The 19,093-nt window shown below is 70.0% G+C and carries 20 protein-coding genes; 10 read left to right on the top strand and 10 right to left on the bottom strand.

Features of this window, described 5'->3' with window-relative positions:
* Positions 1-9 precede the first annotated feature (9 nt).
* From PIR02_10020 to PIR02_10005, 4 genes are all read left to right on the top strand, one after another.
* A complete protein-coding gene (locus tag PIR02_10020; protein WZH35118.1) occupies positions 10-945 on the top strand; it encodes a sugar ABC transporter permease in 936 nt (311 codons plus the stop codon).
* On the top strand, positions 942-1,826 hold the full coding sequence (locus PIR02_10015; GenBank protein WZH35117.1) for a carbohydrate ABC transporter permease: 885 nt from the start codon (positions 942-944) through the stop codon (positions 1,824-1,826). Before PIR02_10020 ends, PIR02_10015 begins: the two co-directional genes overlap by 4 nt.
* A 39-nt stretch (positions 1,827-1,865) precedes the next feature.
* Positions 1,866-3,203: an aspartate--tRNA(Asn) ligase gene (aspS, locus tag PIR02_10010; GenBank protein ID WZH35116.1), complete on the top strand. Its 1,338-nt coding sequence runs from the start codon at positions 1,866-1,868 to the stop codon at positions 3,201-3,203.
* A 99-nt stretch (positions 3,204-3,302) separates the two neighbouring features.
* Entirely contained in the window at positions 3,303-4,370 is a 1,068-nt protein-coding gene (locus PIR02_10005; GenBank protein WZH35115.1) for an ABC transporter ATP-binding protein, read from the top strand.
* A 50-nt stretch (positions 4,371-4,420) separates the two neighbouring features.
* Here PIR02_10005 and PIR02_10000 read toward each other — a convergent pair whose 3' ends face one another.
* From PIR02_10000 to PIR02_09975, 6 genes are all read right to left on the bottom strand, one after another.
* Positions 4,421-4,723: a Dabb family protein gene (locus PIR02_10000; GenBank protein ID WZH35114.1), complete on the bottom strand. Its 303-nt coding sequence runs from the start codon at positions 4,721-4,723 to the stop codon at positions 4,421-4,423.
* A complete protein-coding gene (locus PIR02_09995; protein WZH35113.1) occupies positions 4,720-4,998 on the bottom strand; it encodes a glutaredoxin family protein in 279 nt (92 codons plus the stop codon). The genes PIR02_10000 and PIR02_09995 overlap by 4 nt, the downstream gene beginning before the upstream one ends.
* Positions 4,999-5,041: 43 nt before the next feature.
* Entirely contained in the window at positions 5,042-5,335 is a 294-nt protein-coding gene (locus PIR02_09990; protein WZH35112.1) for a rhodanese-like domain-containing protein, read from the bottom strand.
* A 67-nt stretch (positions 5,336-5,402) separates the two neighbouring features.
* Positions 5,403-5,501 carry an AURKAIP1/COX24 domain-containing protein gene (locus tag PIR02_09985; GenBank protein ID WZH35111.1) on the bottom strand — a complete coding sequence of 33 codons (99 nt, stop codon included), beginning with the start codon at positions 5,499-5,501 and terminating at the stop codon, positions 5,403-5,405.
* 82 nt (positions 5,502-5,583) lie between these two features.
* Entirely contained in the window at positions 5,584-5,775 is a 192-nt protein-coding gene (locus tag PIR02_09980; protein ID WZH35110.1) for a helix-turn-helix domain-containing protein, read from the bottom strand.
* 115 nt (positions 5,776-5,890) lie between these two features.
* Positions 5,891-6,286, bottom strand: coding sequence for a metalloregulator ArsR/SmtB family transcription factor (locus tag PIR02_09975; protein ID WZH35109.1), 396 nt, complete (start codon positions 6,284-6,286; stop codon positions 5,891-5,893).
* Positions 6,287-6,402: 116 nt separating this feature from the next.
* Here PIR02_09975 and PIR02_09970 point away from each other — a divergent pair, with 116 nt between their 5' ends.
* Positions 6,403-7,797, top strand: a complete 1,395-nt coding sequence (locus PIR02_09970; protein WZH38989.1) for a potassium transporter TrkG — start codon at positions 6,403-6,405, stop codon at positions 7,795-7,797.
* Entirely contained in the window at positions 7,790-8,461 is a 672-nt protein-coding gene (locus tag PIR02_09965) for a TrkA family potassium uptake protein (protein WZH38988.1), read from the top strand. Before PIR02_09970 ends, PIR02_09965 begins: the two co-directional genes overlap by 8 nt.
* Positions 8,462-8,464: 3 nt before the next feature.
* Here PIR02_09965 and proC read toward each other — a convergent pair whose 3' ends face one another.
* Positions 8,465-9,310: a pyrroline-5-carboxylate reductase gene (gene proC / locus PIR02_09960; GenBank protein ID WZH35108.1), complete on the bottom strand. Its 846-nt coding sequence runs from the start codon at positions 9,308-9,310 to the stop codon at positions 8,465-8,467.
* A 124-nt stretch (positions 9,311-9,434) separates the two neighbouring features.
* On the opposite strand from proC, the gene PIR02_09955 reads away from it, so the two are divergent.
* Both PIR02_09955 and PIR02_09950 read left to right on the top strand, forming a co-directional pair.
* Positions 9,435-10,547 (top strand): alpha/beta hydrolase, encoded by a 1,113-nt coding sequence (locus PIR02_09955; GenBank protein ID WZH35107.1) that lies wholly within the window; start codon positions 9,435-9,437, stop codon positions 10,545-10,547.
* A gap of 35 nt (positions 10,548-10,582) precedes the next feature.
* Entirely contained in the window at positions 10,583-11,512 is a 930-nt protein-coding gene (locus tag PIR02_09950) for an LLM class F420-dependent oxidoreductase (protein WZH35106.1), read from the top strand.
* A 13-nt stretch (positions 11,513-11,525) separates the two neighbouring features.
* Here PIR02_09950 and tadA read toward each other — a convergent pair whose 3' ends face one another.
* The gene (gene tadA / locus PIR02_09945) at positions 11,526-11,966 is read right to left on the bottom strand and encodes a tRNA adenosine(34) deaminase TadA (protein WZH38987.1); all 441 of its coding nucleotides are present in this window, start codon (positions 11,964-11,966) and stop codon (positions 11,526-11,528) included.
* A gap of 87 nt (positions 11,967-12,053) precedes the next feature.
* On the opposite strand from tadA, the gene upp reads away from it, so the two are divergent.
* Positions 12,054-12,686, top strand: coding sequence for a uracil phosphoribosyltransferase (upp, locus tag PIR02_09940; protein ID WZH35105.1), 633 nt, complete (start codon positions 12,054-12,056; stop codon positions 12,684-12,686).
* A 73-nt stretch (positions 12,687-12,759) separates the two neighbouring features.
* Here upp and PIR02_09935 read toward each other — a convergent pair whose 3' ends face one another.
* Positions 12,760-16,302, bottom strand: a complete 3,543-nt coding sequence (locus PIR02_09935) for a TM0106 family RecB-like putative nuclease (GenBank protein WZH35104.1) — start codon at positions 16,300-16,302, stop codon at positions 12,760-12,762.
* 108 nt (positions 16,303-16,410) lie between these two features.
* Between PIR02_09935 and PIR02_09930 the strand changes: the two genes are divergently transcribed.
* Positions 16,411-18,468 carry an NAD(+) synthase gene (locus PIR02_09930; protein ID WZH38969.1) on the top strand — a complete coding sequence of 686 codons (2,058 nt, stop codon included), beginning with the start codon at positions 16,411-16,413 and terminating at the stop codon, positions 18,466-18,468.
* A gap of 60 nt (positions 18,469-18,528) precedes the next feature.
* Here PIR02_09930 and PIR02_09925 read toward each other — a convergent pair whose 3' ends face one another.
* Positions 18,529-19,026, bottom strand: a complete 498-nt coding sequence (locus PIR02_09925) for a DUF427 domain-containing protein (protein ID WZH38968.1) — start codon at positions 19,024-19,026, stop codon at positions 18,529-18,531.
* Positions 19,027-19,093 lie beyond the last annotated feature (67 nt).

The following is a 19,093-nucleotide window of genomic DNA, read 5'->3' as shown; positions in this document are numbered from 1 at the left end:
ACTGATCGCATGAGAACGGCCGGCCGGCCGGGGGCATCGTCCCCCGGCCGGCCACGGCTGTCTCTGGCCGGGCGCTCGCGCGCGGAGCTGTGGGCGTTCCTCGCACCGGCACTGGTGTTCTTCGTCCTGTTCTTCCTGTTCCCGCTCGGGTACGGGGTCTTCATGAGCACCACCGACTTCCGCACGGGCACGTTCATCACCGGCCGTGCGCCTTTCGTCGGTCTGGCGAACTTCGAGGCGATCCTCGCCGAACCCGTCACGACCCGCGCGCTCGTCAACACGGTCGTCATCACCGTGGTGTCGGTGTCCGTCGAACTCGTGCTCGGTCTCGCCCTGGCGCTGCTGTTCGCCCGTCGGTTCCCGGGGAGTCGGTGGCTGCCGACCCTGATCCTGCTGCCGTGGCTGCTCCCGGCCGTGGTCGTCGCGACCGTGTGGAAGTCTCTGCTGGCCGGCGAGGGACCGATCAACGGGGTGCTGCGCGCCCTGAGCCTGCCCGCCGAGGCGTGGCTCGCCAATCCCGCGACCGCGCTGCCGGCCGTCATCGTCGTGGCGGTCTGGGCGAGCCTGCCGTACTGGGCGACCATCCTCGGTGCCGCGCTCAAGCAGGTGCCCGCGGAGCAGCTCGAGGCCGCCCAGCTCGACGGAGCAGGCCCCTGGCGCCGGCTCATCTCGATCATGCTGCCCACCATCTGGCCGGTCGTCTCGGTGCTGGTCGTCATGAGCGTCGTCTACACGCTCCTGATCGTCGACCTCGTCCTCGTGCTGACGGCCGGCGGTCCCGCGAACAGCACCGTGACGCTGGGTCTGCTGTCGTACCGCCAGGCGTTCCAGCAGTTCGAGTTCGGGCTCGGGGGCGCCTACGGCATGCTGCTGCTCGGCATCAGCATCGTCTTCGCGATCGTCTACACCGCTCTCTCGATGCGCAGGGAGCGTGCCGAACGATGACCACGCTGCACTCCGCCCCCGTCTCGCCCGCGCCCGTCGTGGCCACCGGCTCCGGGGAGTCCGGCACACGACGACGCCGACGCGGATGGGGCTGGACCCTCGTCACGGTGGTCGTGCTGGCGGTCTATCTCTTCCCCGTCTACTGGATGGTGTCGGCCTCTCTCCAACCCACGGCGAACTCCGCGGACACCGCCTGGTTCCCGACCTCCCCCGGGCTCGGCGGATACGAGACCGCCCTCGACGACGCCGGCCTGGGCGGTCTGCGGGTGTCTCTGCTGGTGGCCCTCGGATCCGTGTTGGTGACCCTCGCCGTCGCCATCCCCGCCGCCTACGCCCTGAGTCGCCTGCGGTCGCGCGCCGTGAGCCTGGCCCTCATCCTGCTGCTGCTGGCGCAGATGATCCCGAGCGTCGTCCTCGCGACCTCCTTCTACGCGATGTTCAACACCTGGGGTCTGCTGAACACGTTCATCGGCCTCATCCTCGCCAACGCGACCGCGGGCGTCCCGTTCGCGATCATCGTGATGCGAGCGTTCATGCTACGCCTCGACGTCGAGGTCATCGAGGCGTCGACGGTCGACGGACTCGGACCGCTCGGCACGCTCTGGCGCATCGTCATCCCGCTCTCTCGCAACGCGATCGTCACCGCGGGCGTGTTCGCGTTCCTCTTCAGCTGGGGTGATCTGCTGTTCGGCCTGACCCTGGTCAACCGCAACGAGATGTACCCCGTCTCGGTGCTGATCTTCGCGCTGAGCAACTCGAATCTGAACACGTGGGCCGCGACCATGGCGGCATCCCTCATCGCGAGCGTCCCGGCTCTCGTGGTGATCCTCGCCGCGCAGCGGCACGTCAAGGCGGGGCTCTCCGCCGGCGCCGGACGCTGACGCGCGGCCGCACGACACCCGCACGTAGACTGTCTCCTCGTGAGTGAACGCGTCCTGGTCAGCCAGTTGAAATCCCTTCCCGCCGGCCCCGTCGAGGTGTCGGGGTGGGTCGAGACCGTCCGCGATCAGAAGAAGGTGCAGTTCGTCGTCCTGCGTGACGAGACGGGTGCCGTGCAGTTGGTCAACCCGGCGACGCGTCCTTCCGAAGAGACGGAACAGGATGCCGCCGCCCTCGCCCTCACCGAGACCATCGGCGCGCTGGCCACCGGCACCTTCCTCACCGTGCGCGGCGAGCTCAAGCACGACGAGCGGGTCAAGCTGGGCGGAGTCGAGATCAAGGTCGGCGAGCTCGTGATCGCGGCCGCGGCGAACCCCGAGACCCCCATCGCCGCCGACAGCAGCCCCGACAAGCGGATGGACTGGCGCTTCATCGACCTGCGTCAGCGCCGCAACAACCTCATCTTCCGCGTGCAGACCACGCTCGAGCACGCGATGCGCACCTACTGGGTCGAGCGCGACTACATCGAGGTGCACTCGCCGAAGCTCATGGCATCCCCGTCGGAGTCCAACGCCGAGCTGTTCGAGGTGCCCTACTTCGAGGACAAGACCGCGTACCTCGCCCAGAGCCCGCAGTTCTTCAAGCAGATGGCCCAGGTCGCCGGCTTCGGCAAGATCTTCGAGATCGCCCCCGCCTTCCGCGCCGACCCCTCGTTCACGAGCCGTCACGCGACCGAGTTCACCTCGATCGACGCCGAGATCAGCTGGATCGACTCGCACGAAGACGTCGCGCGCATGCAGGAGGAGCTGCTGCAGACGGCGTTCCAGGCCGTCGCCGACAAGCACGGCGCCGAGATCCAGGAGCTGTTCGGCATCGAGGTGCAGGTACCGACGTTGCCCTTCCCGCGCATCCCTCTCGCCGAGGCGCGCGAGATCGTCGCCGCCCGCGGCTACGACATCCCCCGCACCGACGGCGACCTCGACCCCGAGGGCGAGCGTCAGATCGCCGCGCACGTGGCCGAGACCTTCGGCCACCAGTTCGTCTTCATCACCGACTACCACCCCGAGATCCGCGCGTTCTACCACATGCGTGACGAGGAGACCGGGCTGACGAAGTCGTACGACCTGCTCTTCAACGGCGTCGAGATCACCACCGGCGCACAGCGCGAGCACCGCGTCGACGTGCTGGTCGAGCAGGCGAAGGAGAAGGGGCTCGACCCCGAGCACCTCGATTTCTATCTGGACTTCTTCCGCTTCGGCGCTCCCCCGCACGGTGGCTTCGGTATGGGCCTCGCGCGCGTTCTCATGCTGCTGCTGGGTGAGTCGTCGATCCGCGAGGTGACCTACCTCTTCCGCGGCCCGACCCGTCTGGCCCCCTGAGAGCCGACCGCGCGTCACGGCGCAAAGGTTCGAGCGACCGACCCCCGGGGTTCACTCCCCGGGGGTCGTCGCGTCACGGCCTCCTTCTATCGTGAACGCATGATCGCCGTGACCACCGAGGGTCCGTCTCCCGCCGCAGACGGACCGCGTCCGGAGGGCTGGGCGATCGCGCTGCGGGGCGTGCGTCGCGATCGAGCGGGTACGCCGGTGGTGCGGGACCTCGATCTCGACATCGACCCCGGCCAGATCGTGGCCTTCGTCGGACCGTCGGGGTGCGGCGCGACGACCCTCCTGCGCATCGTGAGGGGAGCCGAACGGGCGGATGCGGGCACGGTCCTCGTCGACGGCCGTTCGGGGCCGACGGCTCCCCGCGTCCCGGGGGTGAGCGATCGGACACCGATCGCCCGCTTCGGCCGGGTCCACGCATCGATCGCCGCTGTCGTCCGGCGCGCAGGCGCACCCGAACCGCTCTCCGAAGCCGCACGGCTGACCGATCTCGTCGGCCTCGGCACCGGCGAGAAGCTCGTCCACCGCCTCTCCCGGGGCGACCGGCAGCGGTGGGCTCTCGCGCGAGCACTCGCGACCCGGTCCGGCGCACTCGTCCTCGACGACGCGTTGGCCGCCCTGCCGACCGCGGCCCGCAGCACGACGCGCGAACGAGTCGTGCGCGAACTGCGCGAACGCGAGGTCACGACCCTCTGGTTCACCCGCGACTCCAGCGAGGCGGCAGCCGTCGCCGACCGGCTCGTGGTCATGGATCACGGCCGCATCGTCGCCGCGGGGTGCCCCGACGAGATGTACGCCCGCGTCGACGAGCCCGCCGTCGCGGAGGTACTGGGTCCGGTGAGCGCCGTCCCCGGGATCGTCGAGGGAGCGATCGTCGAGGTGTGGGGACAGGAGCTCCCCCTCGTCCACGCCGTCCGAGACGGGCACTGCGAGGTCGTCGTCCGCCCCGAGAACGTGGTGCTCGTCGGCCCCGACGAGGCCGGGATGGATGCCGTGGTCGAGGGCACGACGTTCCTCGGCGGCGCCCGCCGCTCGACGGTGCGGACCTCGGACGGTGTCCGTGTGGTCGTCGAGCACGCCGTCGATCAGCGATTGGATGACCATGCCCGGGTCCGCATCGCTCTCGCGACGGTCCCCGCGGTCATCCGCGCGCTCGGCTGATGGGCCCCCGACCGCGCAGGGCGCGACCGCCCGCGGCGGTCGCGCTGCGATCACGCGGGGTAGTCGACGCTGGCGCGCTCGGCGACGACCGACCGCACGAACGTCGCGACCTCCTGGTGCGCGGGGTGCACTTGGTACCGCTCCAGAGCCTCGGTGTCCGCGAACTCGCTCACGAGGGCGACATCCCAGTTGGCCTGCGGATACGCGACGTTGCGGCCGATCTCGATGTGCTCGATCTCGTCGATGACTCCGCGCAGCGCGAGCAGTCGTTCTTCGATCTGCTCGGCGTGCAGGGCACGGGTGTCGGCGTCGTCGGCCGCGAGTTTCCAGAGGACGATGTGTCGGATGCTCACGCGGAGGCTCCTTCGGGATTGGCCGCCAGGAGGGTGGCGCGCAGTCGGTCGGCCGACACGCGCCAGTGCGCGTGCAGTTCCCCGTCGACGAGGACGACAGGGATCTTCTCCCACCACTTCTCGTAGAGCGCCGCGTCATCGGCGATCGAGGCGTGGGAGATCGTGACACGATCGGCCACGTCGGAGGGGAGTTCGGCGACGACCGTCTCGACGATCTGTTCGGCGACCTCGCAGAGATGACAGTCGGGTTTCCCGATCAGCGTGAGGGTCGTCACTGTTTCATCCTAGGAGGATGAGACGACCGGTCAGGCCGCGAGGTCACGCCTCGACGTCGTAGCCCGCCGCGATCCACTCGCCGGTGCCACCCTCGACGTTGGTCGCGTCGTGTCCGCGGGCGGAGAGGGCCTCCACGACGCGGGCCGAGCGGCCACCCGCCTGGCAGATGACGTCGAACGGCTCGGCCGGAAGCTCTTCGAGGTGCTCCCCCAGCGTCGACATCGGCAGGTTCACGGCGCCGGGCACGTGGCCCGCGGCGAACTCGTGCTCCTCGCGCACGTCGATGAGCGGACGGTCGCGTCCGGCGCGCAACTCGGCGATCGTGATGGACTGCATGCTTCCTCCAGGTGACCGATACACGAAGCGCCCGTCGCTTCGGACAGGCGCTCGGTGTGGTGGCCGCTTACTTCTTGTTGCGGCGCTGGTGACGAGTCTTGCGAAGCAGCTTGCGGTGCTTCTTCTTCGCCATGCGCTTACGGCGCTTCTTGATGACAGAACCCACGGAAAACCTCACTAAGTCGGGGTCTGGGTGCCGATGTCGGCCCCCGGGAACAGCAGGCGTTGGAAAAAAGCCTCGGATCAGTCTAGCCGACGTCTGACACCGGACGTTGCACGGCCTCGGCGACCGCCGATTCGGGTACCCGATAGCTGCGTCCGAAGCGCACCGCCGGCAGTTCGCCGGCGTGAACCAGACGGTAGACCGTCATCTTCGACACACGCATGAGCTCCGCGACCTCCGCGACCGTCAGGAAGCGCATGTCGGGAAGCTCTGCCATCGTTCACCCTTCGTTACGGGTGCACTCACCCGATGATGCTGGACACTCTAGGGTCTGCGTGTGACGGCTGTAAACCTATGCGCCTACTGTGACGCGAATATGTGACGGATGCCGCTCATCGGCCGGGAAGCTTGCGGAATGCCGAGGTGACCGAGTGCTTGACCGACGCCGCCGCACGCCCCACGACCTCGGCCGCGTGCATCGCCGATTCCGGGAGAGCGGGCTCGTTCTCGGCATCCACCGAGAAGAACGGCACGAGCCAGTCGTCGACCTCGTCGAGCGGGGCGACGGCGAGACTGTAGTAGCGGTGCTGCCCTTCTTCGCGGACGGTGACCAGCTGCGCCTCGCGCAGGACCTTGAGGTGCTTGGAGACGGTCGGCTGGCTCACGCCCAGCGCCGACACGATCTGTGACACGCTCGTCCCCCGCTCACCGCCGGTCGCCCGATCGAGGAGTAGCTGCAGAATGTCGCGACGCGTTCCGTCAGCGATCACGTCGAAGATGTCCGCCATGGCATTAGGTTAGCCGCGCCCCCGCCCGAGTACCATGATTCGGGTTCGGGCACCGAAGGGAGCGGCGCATGGCGGCGACGCCGAACGAGGTGCGCGTCTCCGTACGCGTGCGACGCATGGCGTCCGAGGCATGGGACAGACTGCGGAATCTGACGACGGCATCCCCGGCGCGATTCGCGGTCCTGGTCTTCATCACGCTGATCCTGCTGTTCACCGCCCTCTTCTCGCTGCCCCAGGCAGCGGCCGACGGAGAGCGCACCCCCTTCGCCGACGCGCTCTTCACCGCGGTCTCGACGATCTGCGTGACCGGGCTGTCGACGGTGAACATGTACACCCACTGGTCGCCGCTCGGGCACGTGATCACGTACATCGGCGTCAACGTCGGGGCGCTCGGCGTGTTGACGTTGGCCTCGATCCTCGGTCTCGTGATCTCGAAGCGCCTCGGCCTGCGCGCCAAGCTCATCGCCGCTGGCGACAGCAACCCCCTGCGCGCCCACGGCGGCCCCGTCAACGAAGGGCAGACCGTCCGCCTCGGCGAAGTCGGTCAGCTGCTGCGGACCGTCGCGCTCTCGACGCTCGTGATCGAGGCGGGTCTCACCGTCCTCATCTACCCCTCGCTCGTGATCGGGGGGATCAATCCCCTCGTCGCCCTGTGGGAGGCGCCGTACTACGCGGCCATGGCGTTCACCAACACGGGATTCGTCCCCAACGCCGACGGGCTCACGCCGTTCGCGCAGGACTACTTCCTGCTGACGGTCCTCATGATGGGCGTCTTCCTCGGCTCGATCGGGTTCCCGGTGATCTTCACCCTGTGGCGTCACTACTGGCGTTTCCGCCTGTGGTCGCTGCACGCGAAGCTCACCATCATCACGACGGTGATCCTCTTCTTCGCCGGTGCGGGCGTCATTCTCCTGCTGGAATACGACAACCCGCTCACGTTCGGGAGCATGGATGCCTGGGACACGACGTTCCAAGCCTTCTTCCTCTCCGCGATGACGCGCTCCGGCGGCTTCTCGGTGATCGACATCGGCGACCTGAACGGATCCACCCTCATCGTCGGATCGATGCTCATGTTCGTCGGCGGGGGCTCGGCATCCACCGCCGGAGGGATCAAGGTGACGACCCTCGCTGTCCTCGCCCTGGCCGTGTTCTCGGAGGCGAAGGGGCGCCCCTCCGTCCAGGCGTTCGGTCGGCGCATCCCCAGCGACGTGCAGCGCGTGGCCCTCTCGGTCGTGGCATGGGGCGCGACCATCGTCGCCCTCTCGACGGTCACCATCAGCCGGATCACCGACGCACCGATCGAGCACGTGCTGTTCGACGTCATCTCGGGCTTCGCCACCGTGGGGCTGTCGACGGGACTCACCGCCGAACTGCCCGACCCCGCTGTGTACGTGCTGGCCGTGACCATGTTCATGGGGCGCATTGGTACTGTGACACTCGCCGCCGCGGTCGCGGCCTCGTCTCGATCGCAGTTGTACGCGCTGCCCGTCGAAAGGCCCATTGTTGGTTGAACGCATCCGCAGTGACGCCCCGGTCCTGGTCATCGGGCTCGGTCGGTTCGGCGCGGCGTGCGCCGGTGAGCTCGATCGTCTCGACCGCGAGGTCCTGGCCGTCGACGGCAACCTCGAACTCGTGCAGAAGTGGTCGGAGCGAGTCACCCACGCCGTACAGGCCGACGCCCGCAACATCGACGCCCTGCGTCAGATCGGCGCGCAGGACTTCCAGGTGGCCGTCGTCGCCGTCGGTTCACTGATCGAGGCATCGGTGCTCATCACCGCGAACCTCGTCGACCTCAAGGTGCCGCAGATCTGGGCGAAGGCGGTGTCGCAGTCGCACGGCAAGATCCTCGCGCGCGTCGGCGCGAACCACGTCATCTATCCCGAGGCCGAAGCCGGCGAGCGTGTCGCGCACCTGGTGAGCGGGCGGATGCTCGACTTCATCCGCTTCGACGACGACTTCGTCCTCGCGAAGATGTACCCGCCGAAGCTCATCCGCGGGGTGGGGCTGAACCAGTCGGGCGTGCGCACGAAGTACAACGTGACGGTCGTCGGGGTGAAGAGCCCCGGGCGCCCCTTCCGCTACGCCGAGGCCGACACGGTCGTCACCAACCACGATCTCGTCATCGTGTCGGGCACGAACTCCGACATCGAACGCTTCGCCGCCCTCGACCGCTGAGTCTCAGGTCCCGGCGGCCAGTTCTTTCGCGCGGGCCAACGCCGCTTCGGCAGCCGTGGTGAAGGTGTCGTCGAGACGCGCGTCGTGGAGCACCGCGATGGCGCGCTCCGTCGTGCCCTTCGGGCTCGTCACCCGGCGGCGCAGCTCGGCCGGGTCGACGTCGGAGTCGGCCAGCAGGGTGGTCGCCCCGATGAACGTCTGCTCGGCGAGCAGTCGGGCCTGAACGTCGTCGAAGCCCATGCGGACGGCGGCCTTCGTGAACTCCTCGACGAGCAGGAAGACGTACGCCGGACCCGACCCCGAGATCGTCGACACCGCGTCGATCTGCGACTCGGGCACCTCGAGCACGACGCCGACCGTCTCGAACAGGGCGCGCACGACCGCGAGATCGTCGGCGGACGCCGCCGGCCCCGCGGCCAGTCCGGTGACGCCCTTCCCGACGAGGGAGGGGGTGTTCGGCATCGAGCGCAGCGTCGCCACCTGATCGCCGAGGTGCGCCGCGAACGTGTCCAGGGTCACACCGGCGGCGAGGCTCACCACGACCGCCCCCGGGCGCAGGTGCGGAGCGATCTCGTCGAGGAGGTCGGGCACCATGGCGGGCTTCACCCCGATGAGGATGATCTCGGCGGATGCGACGGCCGCGGCGTTGCCGTCGGGAGCGACCTCGAGGGCGACGCTCGTCACCCCGTCGAGGTCGGCGAGCTCGGCGGCTTTCGCGATCGACCGGTTGGTGGCGGTCACACCGCCGCCCGTCAGGCCTGCGGCGACGAGTCCGTGGAGGATGGCACCTCCCATGGAGCCGGCGCCGAGGATGGCGATCGGGGGCAGCGAGCTGGTGGCATCCGTCATGCCCACAGTCTACGAAGCGCACGGGCGGCCTCGCGGGCAACCCTGAGTGCGGCTGAGAGGGGTGCGCGTTAGAGTCGGAACGCGGGCGTACCGGGGCACCCGCGAGCGACACGGAGGACCTTTCATGACTCTCTTCGACGGCATCACGGCGCGTCTCGTCGATACCGATCGGCTCAGCGTCAACGTGCTCGAACGGGCCGGTGACGACCCGGCCACGGCTCCCGAGCACACGGTGGTGTTCGTCCACGGTCACGTGTCGTCCTCCTTGTTCTGGCAGGAGATCATGCAAGACCTGCCCAGCGATCTCCGGGTGCTGGCGGTCGACCTTCGCGGCTTCGGCGGGACCGAGCACATGCCGGTCGACGCCACGCGGGGCGTCCGCGACTTCAGCGATGACCTCCACGCGACCCTCGAGGGCCTCGGCATCCCCTCCGCCCACCTCGTCGGCTGGTCGATGGGCGGCGGCGTCGTGCTCCAGTACGCCCTCGACCACCCGGTGCTGTCGCTCACCCTGCAGTCCCCCGTCTCCCCCTACGGCTTCGGCGGTACACGCCGCGACGGCTCCCGGCTCACCGACGACGACGCCGGGACCGGAGCCGGCGGCGCCAACCCCGACTTCGTCCAGCGCCTCACCGACCGCGACACCTCGGACGAAGCCCCGACCTCTCCCCGCTCGGTGTTCCGCTCGGGATACGTCGCCGCCGACTACACGAGCGAGAACGAAGACGTGTGGGTCGAGTCGATGCTGACGACCTCGACCGCGGGCGGCAACTACCCCGGCGACGCCGTCGCGAGTCCGAACTGGCCGGGCTTCGCCCCCGGGACCACCGGGGTGCTCAACACCATGGCCCCGAAGTACTTCGACGTCTCGGGCATCGTCGACCTCGCGGACAAGCCCCCGATCCTATGGATCTACGGGACCGCGGATGCCATCGTCTCCGATGCCTCGTTCTACGACCCCAACCACCTCGGCGCGCTCGGCGTGATTCCCGAGTGGCCGGGCGAGGAGGTCGCGCCCGCCCAGCCGATGGTGTCGCAGACCCGTGACGTCCTGGGTGCGTACGCCGCGGCCGGCGGCGAGGTCACCGAGGTCCCCGTGGAGGGGGCCGGGCACGCGGCTCACCTCGAGCGCCCCGCCGCGTTCCGCCGTGCCCTGCTGACCCACATCGGGTACGTGGGCCGGCCCGCCGACCCGGCACCGCCGACCGAGGCGATCATCCTCCGCTCCGCCGACTGACCCTCGCCGATCGACGCTCACCCGGAAAGGACCTCGTGGAATACTGCCTGTTCACCGAGCCCCAGCAGGGGTTCTCGTACGACGACCAACTCGCCTTCGCGCGCTCCGCGGAGGCGCACGGACTCGACGGGTTCTTCCGCTCCGACCACTACCTCCGCATGGGTGAGGGCGACCCGCGCCCCGGCCCGACCGACGCGTGGACGACGCTCGCCGGCCTCGCGCGGGAGACCTCGCGCATCCGCCTCGGCACACTCGTCTCCTCGGTGACGTACCGGGTCCCCGGGATCCTCGCGATCCAGGTCGCCCAGGTCGACGCGATGTCGGGAGGCCGCGCGGAGCTGGGACTCGGGACGGGCTGGTTCGAACGCGAGCACGCGGCGTACGGCATCCCCTTCCCGGCGAAGAGGTTCGACCTGCTCGAGGAACAGCTCGCGATCGTCACGGGCTTGTGGGAGACCCCGGATGCCGAGACCTTCACGTTCGACGGACAGCACTACCGCCTCGACGCCGCGCCGGCTCTGCCGAAGCCCGTCCAGCATCGGGTGCCGGTGATCGTCGGCGGCGGCGGCCCGAAGCGCACTCCCGCCCTCGCAGCCCGCTTCGCGACCGAGTTCAACATCGGCTTCGTGACCGAGGAGGTCGTCGCGGAGAAGTTCGCCGTGGTGCGCTCCGCCTGCGAAGATCTCGGACGCGACCCCTCCGACCTCAAACTCTCCGTCGCGCTGCCCACCATCGTCGGGGTCGACGACGCCGAGATCGAGCGACGCCTCTCCGCCGTCGGCCAGTCGCGCGAGGCCTTCGACAACGGCGCGAACATCATCGGAACCCCCGAACAGGTCGCGGAGAAGGTCGAAAGGTTGACGGCCCTCGGTGCGGGTCGCGTCTACTTCCAGCTGCTCGACCTGCGCGACGTCGATCACGCCGATCAGCTCGGCGCCGAGGTGCTCCCGCTGCTCCCGCGCTGACGCGCGCCCCCGGTCAGTTTTCGTCGCGGCGGACGTCGAAGAACGACTGCAGCAGCGCGGATGCCTCGCGCTCGGCGACCCCGCCGACCACCTCGACGCGATGCGGCAGGCGCCGGTCGCGCAGAACGTCGTACATCGAGCCGGCAGCACCCGCCTTGGCATCCCACGCTCCGAACACCACACGCGGAACGCGTGCCTGCAGCACGGCGCCGGCGCACATGACGCACGGCTCGAGGGTCACCACGAGAGTGCACCCCGCGAGGTGCCACGTACCCAGCGACTCCGCCGCCTGACGCAGCGCGACGACCTCGGCGTGCGCGGTGGGGTCATGGGTCGCCTCGCGGAGGTTGCGACCCTCGCCGCGGACGCGCCCCGCGGCGTCGACGACGACCGCTCCCACCGGAACCTCGCCCGCGCCCGCGGCCTCATCGGCGAGCGCCAGCGCACGACGCATCGCGGAGAGGTCGAGGGCGGTGGGGGTCACGCGGGCTTCCGAGAATTCAGGCGGAGTCGTCATGGTCGAGCGACTAGCCTTGAGCCTATGCGTGTCCACGTCGCCGATCACCCGCTCATCACTCACAAGCTGACCGTGCTGCGCGACGTGCAGACCTCGTCGCCGGTCTTCCGTCAGCTCACGGAAGAGCTCGTGACGCTGCTCGCGTACGAGGCGACGCGCAACGTCCGTGTCGAGACGATCGAGATCCAGACCCCGGTCACCGTGACCGAGGGCGTCAAGATCAGCGAGCCGCGGCCCCTCGTCGTCCCCATTCTGCGCGCAGGTCTCGGCATGCTCGAGGGCATGGTGAAGCTCCTCCCCACCGCCGAGGTCGGCTTCCTCGGCATGGTCCGCGACGAGGAGACCCTCCAGCCCACCACATACGCCGAGCGTCTTCCCGACGACCTCAGCGACCGTCAGTGCTTCGTGCTCGATCCGATGCTCGCGACGGGCGGGTCACTCGGCGCCGCGATCAAATTCCTCTTCGCGCGCGGCGCGCAAGACGTGACCGCGATCTGCCTGCTCGGCGCCCCCGAGGGCGTCGCCGCCATCGAGAAGCAGGTCGAGGGACACGACGTCACCCTCGTGCTGGGTGCTCTCGACGAGCGGCTCAACGAGAAGGGCTACATCGTGCCCGGTCTCGGCGACGCCGGCGACCGCCTGTACGGCACCGCCTGACACGCGACCCCTCTCGAAAGGAGCGGTGGTGGCGCCCTGCGTGGGCGCGCGCGACGGCCGGCCACGACCGGCATCAGTCGGCCTCGGAGACCAAGCGCGCGAAGCCGCTCAACCGCGCCACGCCCTCGGGCGTGCGCGGGAGGTCGTCGAGCAACGACGGCGAGTACACCACGTAGGCGGCCTGCATCGCGCGGGAGATCGCGACGTTGATGCGATTGCGCAGCAGAAGGAACTCCAGCCCCCGCGGCGCTTCGCGCCCCGATGATGCCGCCAGGGTGAGGATGGCGACGACCGCCTCCTTGCCCTGGAAGCGGTCGACGGTCCCCACCGGCACATCCGCGTACCCCGCCGCCGCCAGGGCCTCTTCCACGGCGACCTGCTGCGCGTTGTAGGGCGTGATGACGATGATGTCCTCCGCCCGGAGGGGGCGCGCGTCGTGCACGGTCGCCGAGTCGCCCGCGCCACCCTCCGCGCCGACCCACTGACGCCCGACCACCTCCGCGACCAGGCGGGCGACCTCGGCAGCCTCCTCGACGGAGCACGTCGCGTTGCCGTGATGGCGCACGGGAACGACGTGCACGCCCGGCTCGACACCGTCGAGTCGCCGGAGGGCGGTCGAGGGATGCGCTGCGAGGCGGCCCTCGTACGACAGGCGCGACACGGGCCCGGCCACGGCCGGATGCATACGCCGGGTGCGCGCGAGGAAGTAGCCGAGCTCGGCAGGCACGACCTCCGCACCGTCGATGATCCAGCCCAGCGCCGACGTGTCGACCGGTTCGGGGTGGGTTCCCTGGCTCACCTGCGGCAGTTGCTGAGGATCGCCGAGGAGCAGCAGGCGCTGAGCGGCCAGGGAGACCGCGATCGTCGACGCGAGCGAGAACTGACCGGCCTCGTCGATCACGAGGAGGTCGAGGCTGCCGCGGGGAATGCGGGCCTCGTGGCTGAAGTCCCATGCCGTGCCGCCGACGACGAAGCCGTGCGCGGCGTTCTCGGCCGTGAAGGCGGCGACGCCGTTCTTGGGGAGCACGGTGAACGCGTGCGGGGCGCTCGGGTCTTTCGGTGCCTTGCCGACACGGGATGCCGGGACCCCGGCCGCGATGACCTGGTCGAGCATGTGCTCGATCGTGGCGTGCGACTGGGCGACGACGCCGATGCGGTAGCCCCTCTCGGCGACGAGCCGGGCGATGACGTGCGACCCGACGTAGGTCTTGCCGGTCCCCGGTGGGCCCTGGACGGCGAGATAGCTGTGGTCGAGGTCAGCGACGCTCCGGGCGATCGCCGTGACCTCGTCGTCGCCCGCGGAGCCGTCGACAGCGGTGACCGGCGCGAGGACACCCGAGCGGGTGCGCGGCGGCACGCGTCGCAGGATGTCGGCCGCCGGGCCGTCGGGGATGGCCGGCGCGGTCGCCAGCACCGCGTCGGCCCACGCGTCGATCGCCTTCTGCTGGTTGCCCGCCCGCGGAGGCGCGGGAGGGGTGAGGGCGAGTGGCAGCTCGTCCCACGTCACGCCGTCCGCGGCGATCTCTTCGATGACCGCGCCGTCGTCGAGGACCTCGCGCACCGTGACGCGTCGCGCGCCGTGGATCCAACGTGGACGGGTGTCGAGCGGGAACGGCGCGGGCAGGTCGTAGACCGCGAAGGGTTCGGCATCCGGAGTCAACCGGGTTCCCGGCGCGAGGTCGCCGCGGAGTTCGACCAGGCGTCTCTGTGAGCCGCGCCCCGATTCGGCGATGTGCCAATCGGCCACGACACGCGACCGGGAGGCGTCGACGACGACCACGTCGCGCGTCTCTTCCCAGACGGAGACCGGCTCGCGCAGCCGCAGGAAGTGGGTCGCCCAGTACGTCTTCTCTTCGCGCGGGTAGTAGTCGATCGCCGCCGCGGCCAGCCGCAGAGCGGTGGCGTCGGGCTCGGCGGCATCGACGGCCCAGCGCTGCAGCGCGGTGGCGCGGGCGGAGGGCTCGTACGCCTGTTCGTCCGGCTCGGCCCCGCGGGCAGGCACGGCTCCCGCCTCGCGCGCGCGATCGACGAGCCAGTCGCGCAGGCGCCTCGTCGAGACGCAGTCGTAGCGGTTGTAATCGGCGAGGTCGTCGAGCACCCGCTGCGCGGCGTCGGCCTCGCCGTCGGCGGCGAGCGCGCGGGCCTCGACGTACTTCACGATCGAGTCGTCGCCGCGCTGCACGTCGCTCGTGCGCACCTCGTCGCCCATGTACAGCGGCTCGAGCTTCTTGATCGAGTACGAGCGCGACCCGACGCGCAGCGCGCGGCGGACGACGGGGTAGAGGTCGACGAAGACGCCGTCGCGCAGGAGCCGGTCGACGTCGGCCTCGCGCACCCCGTATCGCGCGGCCATCGTCAGCAGGTGCGTGGGCTCGTAGGGGGCGTAGTGGTAGATGTGCATGCCCGGGTACTGCTGTCGCCGCAGGGCGACCATGTCGAGGAACCGCTCGAGGGCGACGCGCTCCTCGTCGAACGTGTGCGCCCAGAGGGCGCCGTAGACCTCACGGGTGTCGACCCATCCGAAGAGGTAGTCGATACCCCAGTGCTCCCCCGCGCCCTCGGTGTAGAGCGGGTCGCCCTCGAAGTCGAAGAACAGGTCGCCGTGATCGGGGCGGGGCAGGACGCCGAGTGACTTCGGGGCGACGACCTCGAAGGTGGGGACCGCGCGGGTCGAAGCGTCAGCCGCGGGAACACCGGCAGGGCTGTCGAGCTGGAGACGCGCCTGCGTGCGGAGCGATGCGAAGGTGTCGGCGCTCATCGCGGCGGGCGGTTCTGTCGCGGTCGCGAGCGCGTCGATGGTCAGGATGCCACCCGCCCGCAGCCGATCGCGCTGCACGGGTCGCATCCCGGCGACGAGGAGGAGGTCCCGATGCGCGATGACCTCGATCTCGCAGGTGGCGCAGCGGCCGCAGGCGATGACGCCGAGATCGCCGCGGGGATCGCCCCAGCCGATCACGGGCCCCGCGGTGCCGAGCTCCACACGACGGTCGGCGATCAGGGAACGGAGCCGTTCGCGGCGCAGCCCGAACACGGGGAGGAGGTCGTCGACGCGGTGAGTGCTCGTGGTGCCGTCGCCGAGCAGGAGCTGCACCTCGTCGGAGCGGGCCACTCCGAGCCGGTCGAGCTGGTCGACGTAGGCGGCGAGCTGCATGAGGGCCGTCACCCGGGCCCGGCGGGCGAGCTTGGTGTCCTGCACGATCCAGCGGCGTGTCCCATCGGCCCGCGTCTCGGTCTCGCGCACGAGGAAGTCGGCGAATCCGACGAACTCGTCGGTGGCGAAAGCCGCCTGGTACACGACCTCGGCGGCGGGGTCGGCGAGCGCCTCGTCGGTGAGGCGCACCGCCTCGCCGAGAGCCGCGGCGTCGGACGAGCGCGCGGCGGGGATCTCGCGGACGGCCGCGCCGAAGAGCGCCCGGTACTCGTCGAGCACGCGCAGTTCGTGGGCGGTGCCCAGCCGTGCCGCCCGCTCGAGGGTCGCATCTTCGGGGTCTTCGACGGCGGCGATGCGCCCGATCTTCGCGTCGATGGCGCGGAGCCACGCGAACTCGCACTCGGCTGCCGCCTTGAGGTCGCTGGCGCTCCAGACGATCCGCGCGTCCTTCTCGATGTACCGCATGGTGTTCCACGCTAACCGGGGCCACCGACATCGCGGTTCCCCGTCCACAGGCTCGCACCGCTCAGCGTCGACTGCCGTCGAGCGGGTGGCACCTGCCACACTGGAGGAGTGATCACCGATCTGCCGTTCGAGAGCATCTACCGGCACGGGTTCGCGCGCGTGGCGGCATGCACGATCCCCGTCGCGATCGCCGATCCGGCGACGAACGCCGAGGCGGTCCTCGAGTCCGCCCGCGCGTGCGACGGCGAAGGGGTCGCGATCGCGGTCTTCCCCGAGCTCTCGCTCACCGGATACGCGATCGACGATCTCGTCATGCAGGATCCACTGCTGGACGCGGTCGAACGAGCCCTCGAACGCCTGGTCTCGGCATCCGCGGATCTTCTGCCCGTGCTGCTGGTCGGCGCTCCCCTGCGGCACGGCAACCGCCTCTACAACTGTGCTGTCGTCATCCACCGGGGGCGGATCCTCGGCGTCGCTCCCAAGGCCTACCTGCCCACCTATCGCGAGTTCTACGAGCACCGCTGGTACGCGCGCGGCGACGATCAGTCGGGCCAGCACATCCGGGTCGGGGGTGACACGGTGCCGTTCGGTCCCGACTTGCTCTTCGACGCGATCGACGTTCCCGGCCTCACCCTTCACGCCGAGGTGTGCGAAGACGTGTGGGTGCCGATTCCGCCGTCCTCAGGCGCCGCGCTGGCCGGTGCGACGGTGTTGGCGAACCTCTCGGGCAGTCCCATCACGATCGGCCGCGCCGACGACCGGAACCTGCTCTCGCAGTCCCAGTCGCTGCGCTGTCTCGCGGCCTACGTGTACGCCGCCGCAGGTCAGGGCGAGTCGACCAACGACGTCTCGTGGGACGGCCAGACCATGATCTACGAGGGTGGACAGCTCCTCGACACGACGGAGCGCTTCCCCGACGGGCCGCGTCGTAGCGTCGCCGACGTCGACCTCGACCGCCTGCGGCAGGACCGCATCCGCCAGGGCACGTTCGACGACAACCGCCGCACGACGGCACCCGCCTTCCGCACGGTGTCGTTCGAGCTCGCCCCGCCCGCGAGCGACCTCGGCCTGCGCCGCGCGCTCGACCGGTTCCCGTTCGTCCCCGACGACCCGGCCCGCCTCGCACAGGACTGCTACGAGGCGTTCAACATCCAGGTGTCGGGTCTCGTCCAGCGGCTCCAGGCCATCGGCAACCCGAAGCCCGTGCTCGGGGTCAGCGGTGGTCTCGACTCCACCCACGCCCTCCTCGTCATCGCGCGGGCGATGGACCGGATGGGGCGTCCGCGCAGCGACATCCTCACGTACACGCTCCCGGGCTTCGCCACGAGCGACAGGACGAAGCAGAACGCGATCGCCCTCGCCCGGGCCGTCGGCGCCTCGATCGAGGAGATCGACATCCGTCCGGCGGCGACCGAGATGCTCACGCGCATGGGGCACCCCTTCGCCGCGGGCGAGCCCGTCCACGACGTCACCTTCGAGAACGTCCAGGCGGGCCTGCGCACCGACTACCTCTTCCGCCTCGCCAACCAGCACGGCGGCATCGTCGTGGGTACCGGCGACCTCTCCGAGATCGCCCTCGGGTGGTCGACCTACGGCGTCGGCGACCAGATGAGCCACTACTCGGTGAACCCCGGGGTTCCGAAGACTCTCATCCAGCACGTCATCCGCTGGGTCATCTCGTCGGGAGAGCTCAGCCCCACCACCGTCGAGGTGCTGCAGGCCGTCCTCGACACCGAGATCAGTCCCGAGCTCGTCCCCGCGGGGCAGGACGGGCGCATGCAGTCCACCGAAGACCGCATCGGACCCTACAACCTGCACGATTTCACGCTGTACCACGTGCTGCGCTTCGGCTTCCGTCCGTCGAAGATCGCCTTCCTGGCGGCCCACGCGTGGGGAGATCCGGATGCCGGGACCTGGCCGGCCGGCTATCCCGAGGGCGAGCGTCCGTCATACGACCTCGCCACCGTGGCCCGGTGGCTCGAGGTGTTCCTGCAGCGTTTCTTCGGGTTCGCGCAGTTCAAACGGACGGCGATCCCCAACGGCCCCAAGGTCTCACCCGCTGGATCGCTCTCGCCGCGGGGCGACTGGCGAGCGCCCTCCGACGGGAACGCACGCGTCTGGCTGGCCGACCTTCACGCCGCGGTGCCCGAGGCATTCGGCGGCTGAGGCGCGTCGCCGCGGAGGAGCCCTCACCGCGCGGGGATCGACGGGTCCCCCGCCGTGGCCTCACCAGCCCATCGACCCCGGCACGCCCTTGAACGGACCGGCGAGGTCGCTCGTGACCCAGCCGCCGTAGAAGCCCCCGGGCTGAGGCTCGACCGTCTCGCCGCCCAGGATCACGCGATCCATCGGACCGGCGTACACCGCGACGCGGTCGGCGAGCAGCTCGTACCCGGGCATGGGGCTCGGATAGTTCCAGGCGGCGCGCTGCGCCACCGCCCCGCCACCGCCGTGCACGTCGAAGTACCGCGCTCCGCCCTTGAACTCGCAGAACGACGCGCCCTGTCCGAGGGTCAGCGCATCGCCGAACGCGATGATCGGCAGGTAGTACACCGGCGGATGACTCGTCTCGAGCACGCGGATGACATCGTCGGTGTCGACGATGCGCGCCCCTCCGAAATCGATCTGCGCCCTCTTGCGGACGCGCTCGACGCGGGGAGGGCGCGGGTAGTCCCACACGGACTCCTGGCCGGGGCGGACGGGGTCGGGAACAGGGCGTGCCATGCGCATACGCTACGCCGCGCGAACCGTGCTCGGATCGAGATCCGATCGTGCGCTCGCTGTCTCAGGA

The organism is Microbacterium enclense (genome assembly GCA_038182865.1).
Taxonomy (GTDB): Bacteria; Actinomycetota; Actinomycetes; order Actinomycetales; family Microbacteriaceae; genus Microbacterium; species Microbacterium enclense_B.
This window is presented reverse-complemented; position numbering and strand designations above follow the sequence as displayed.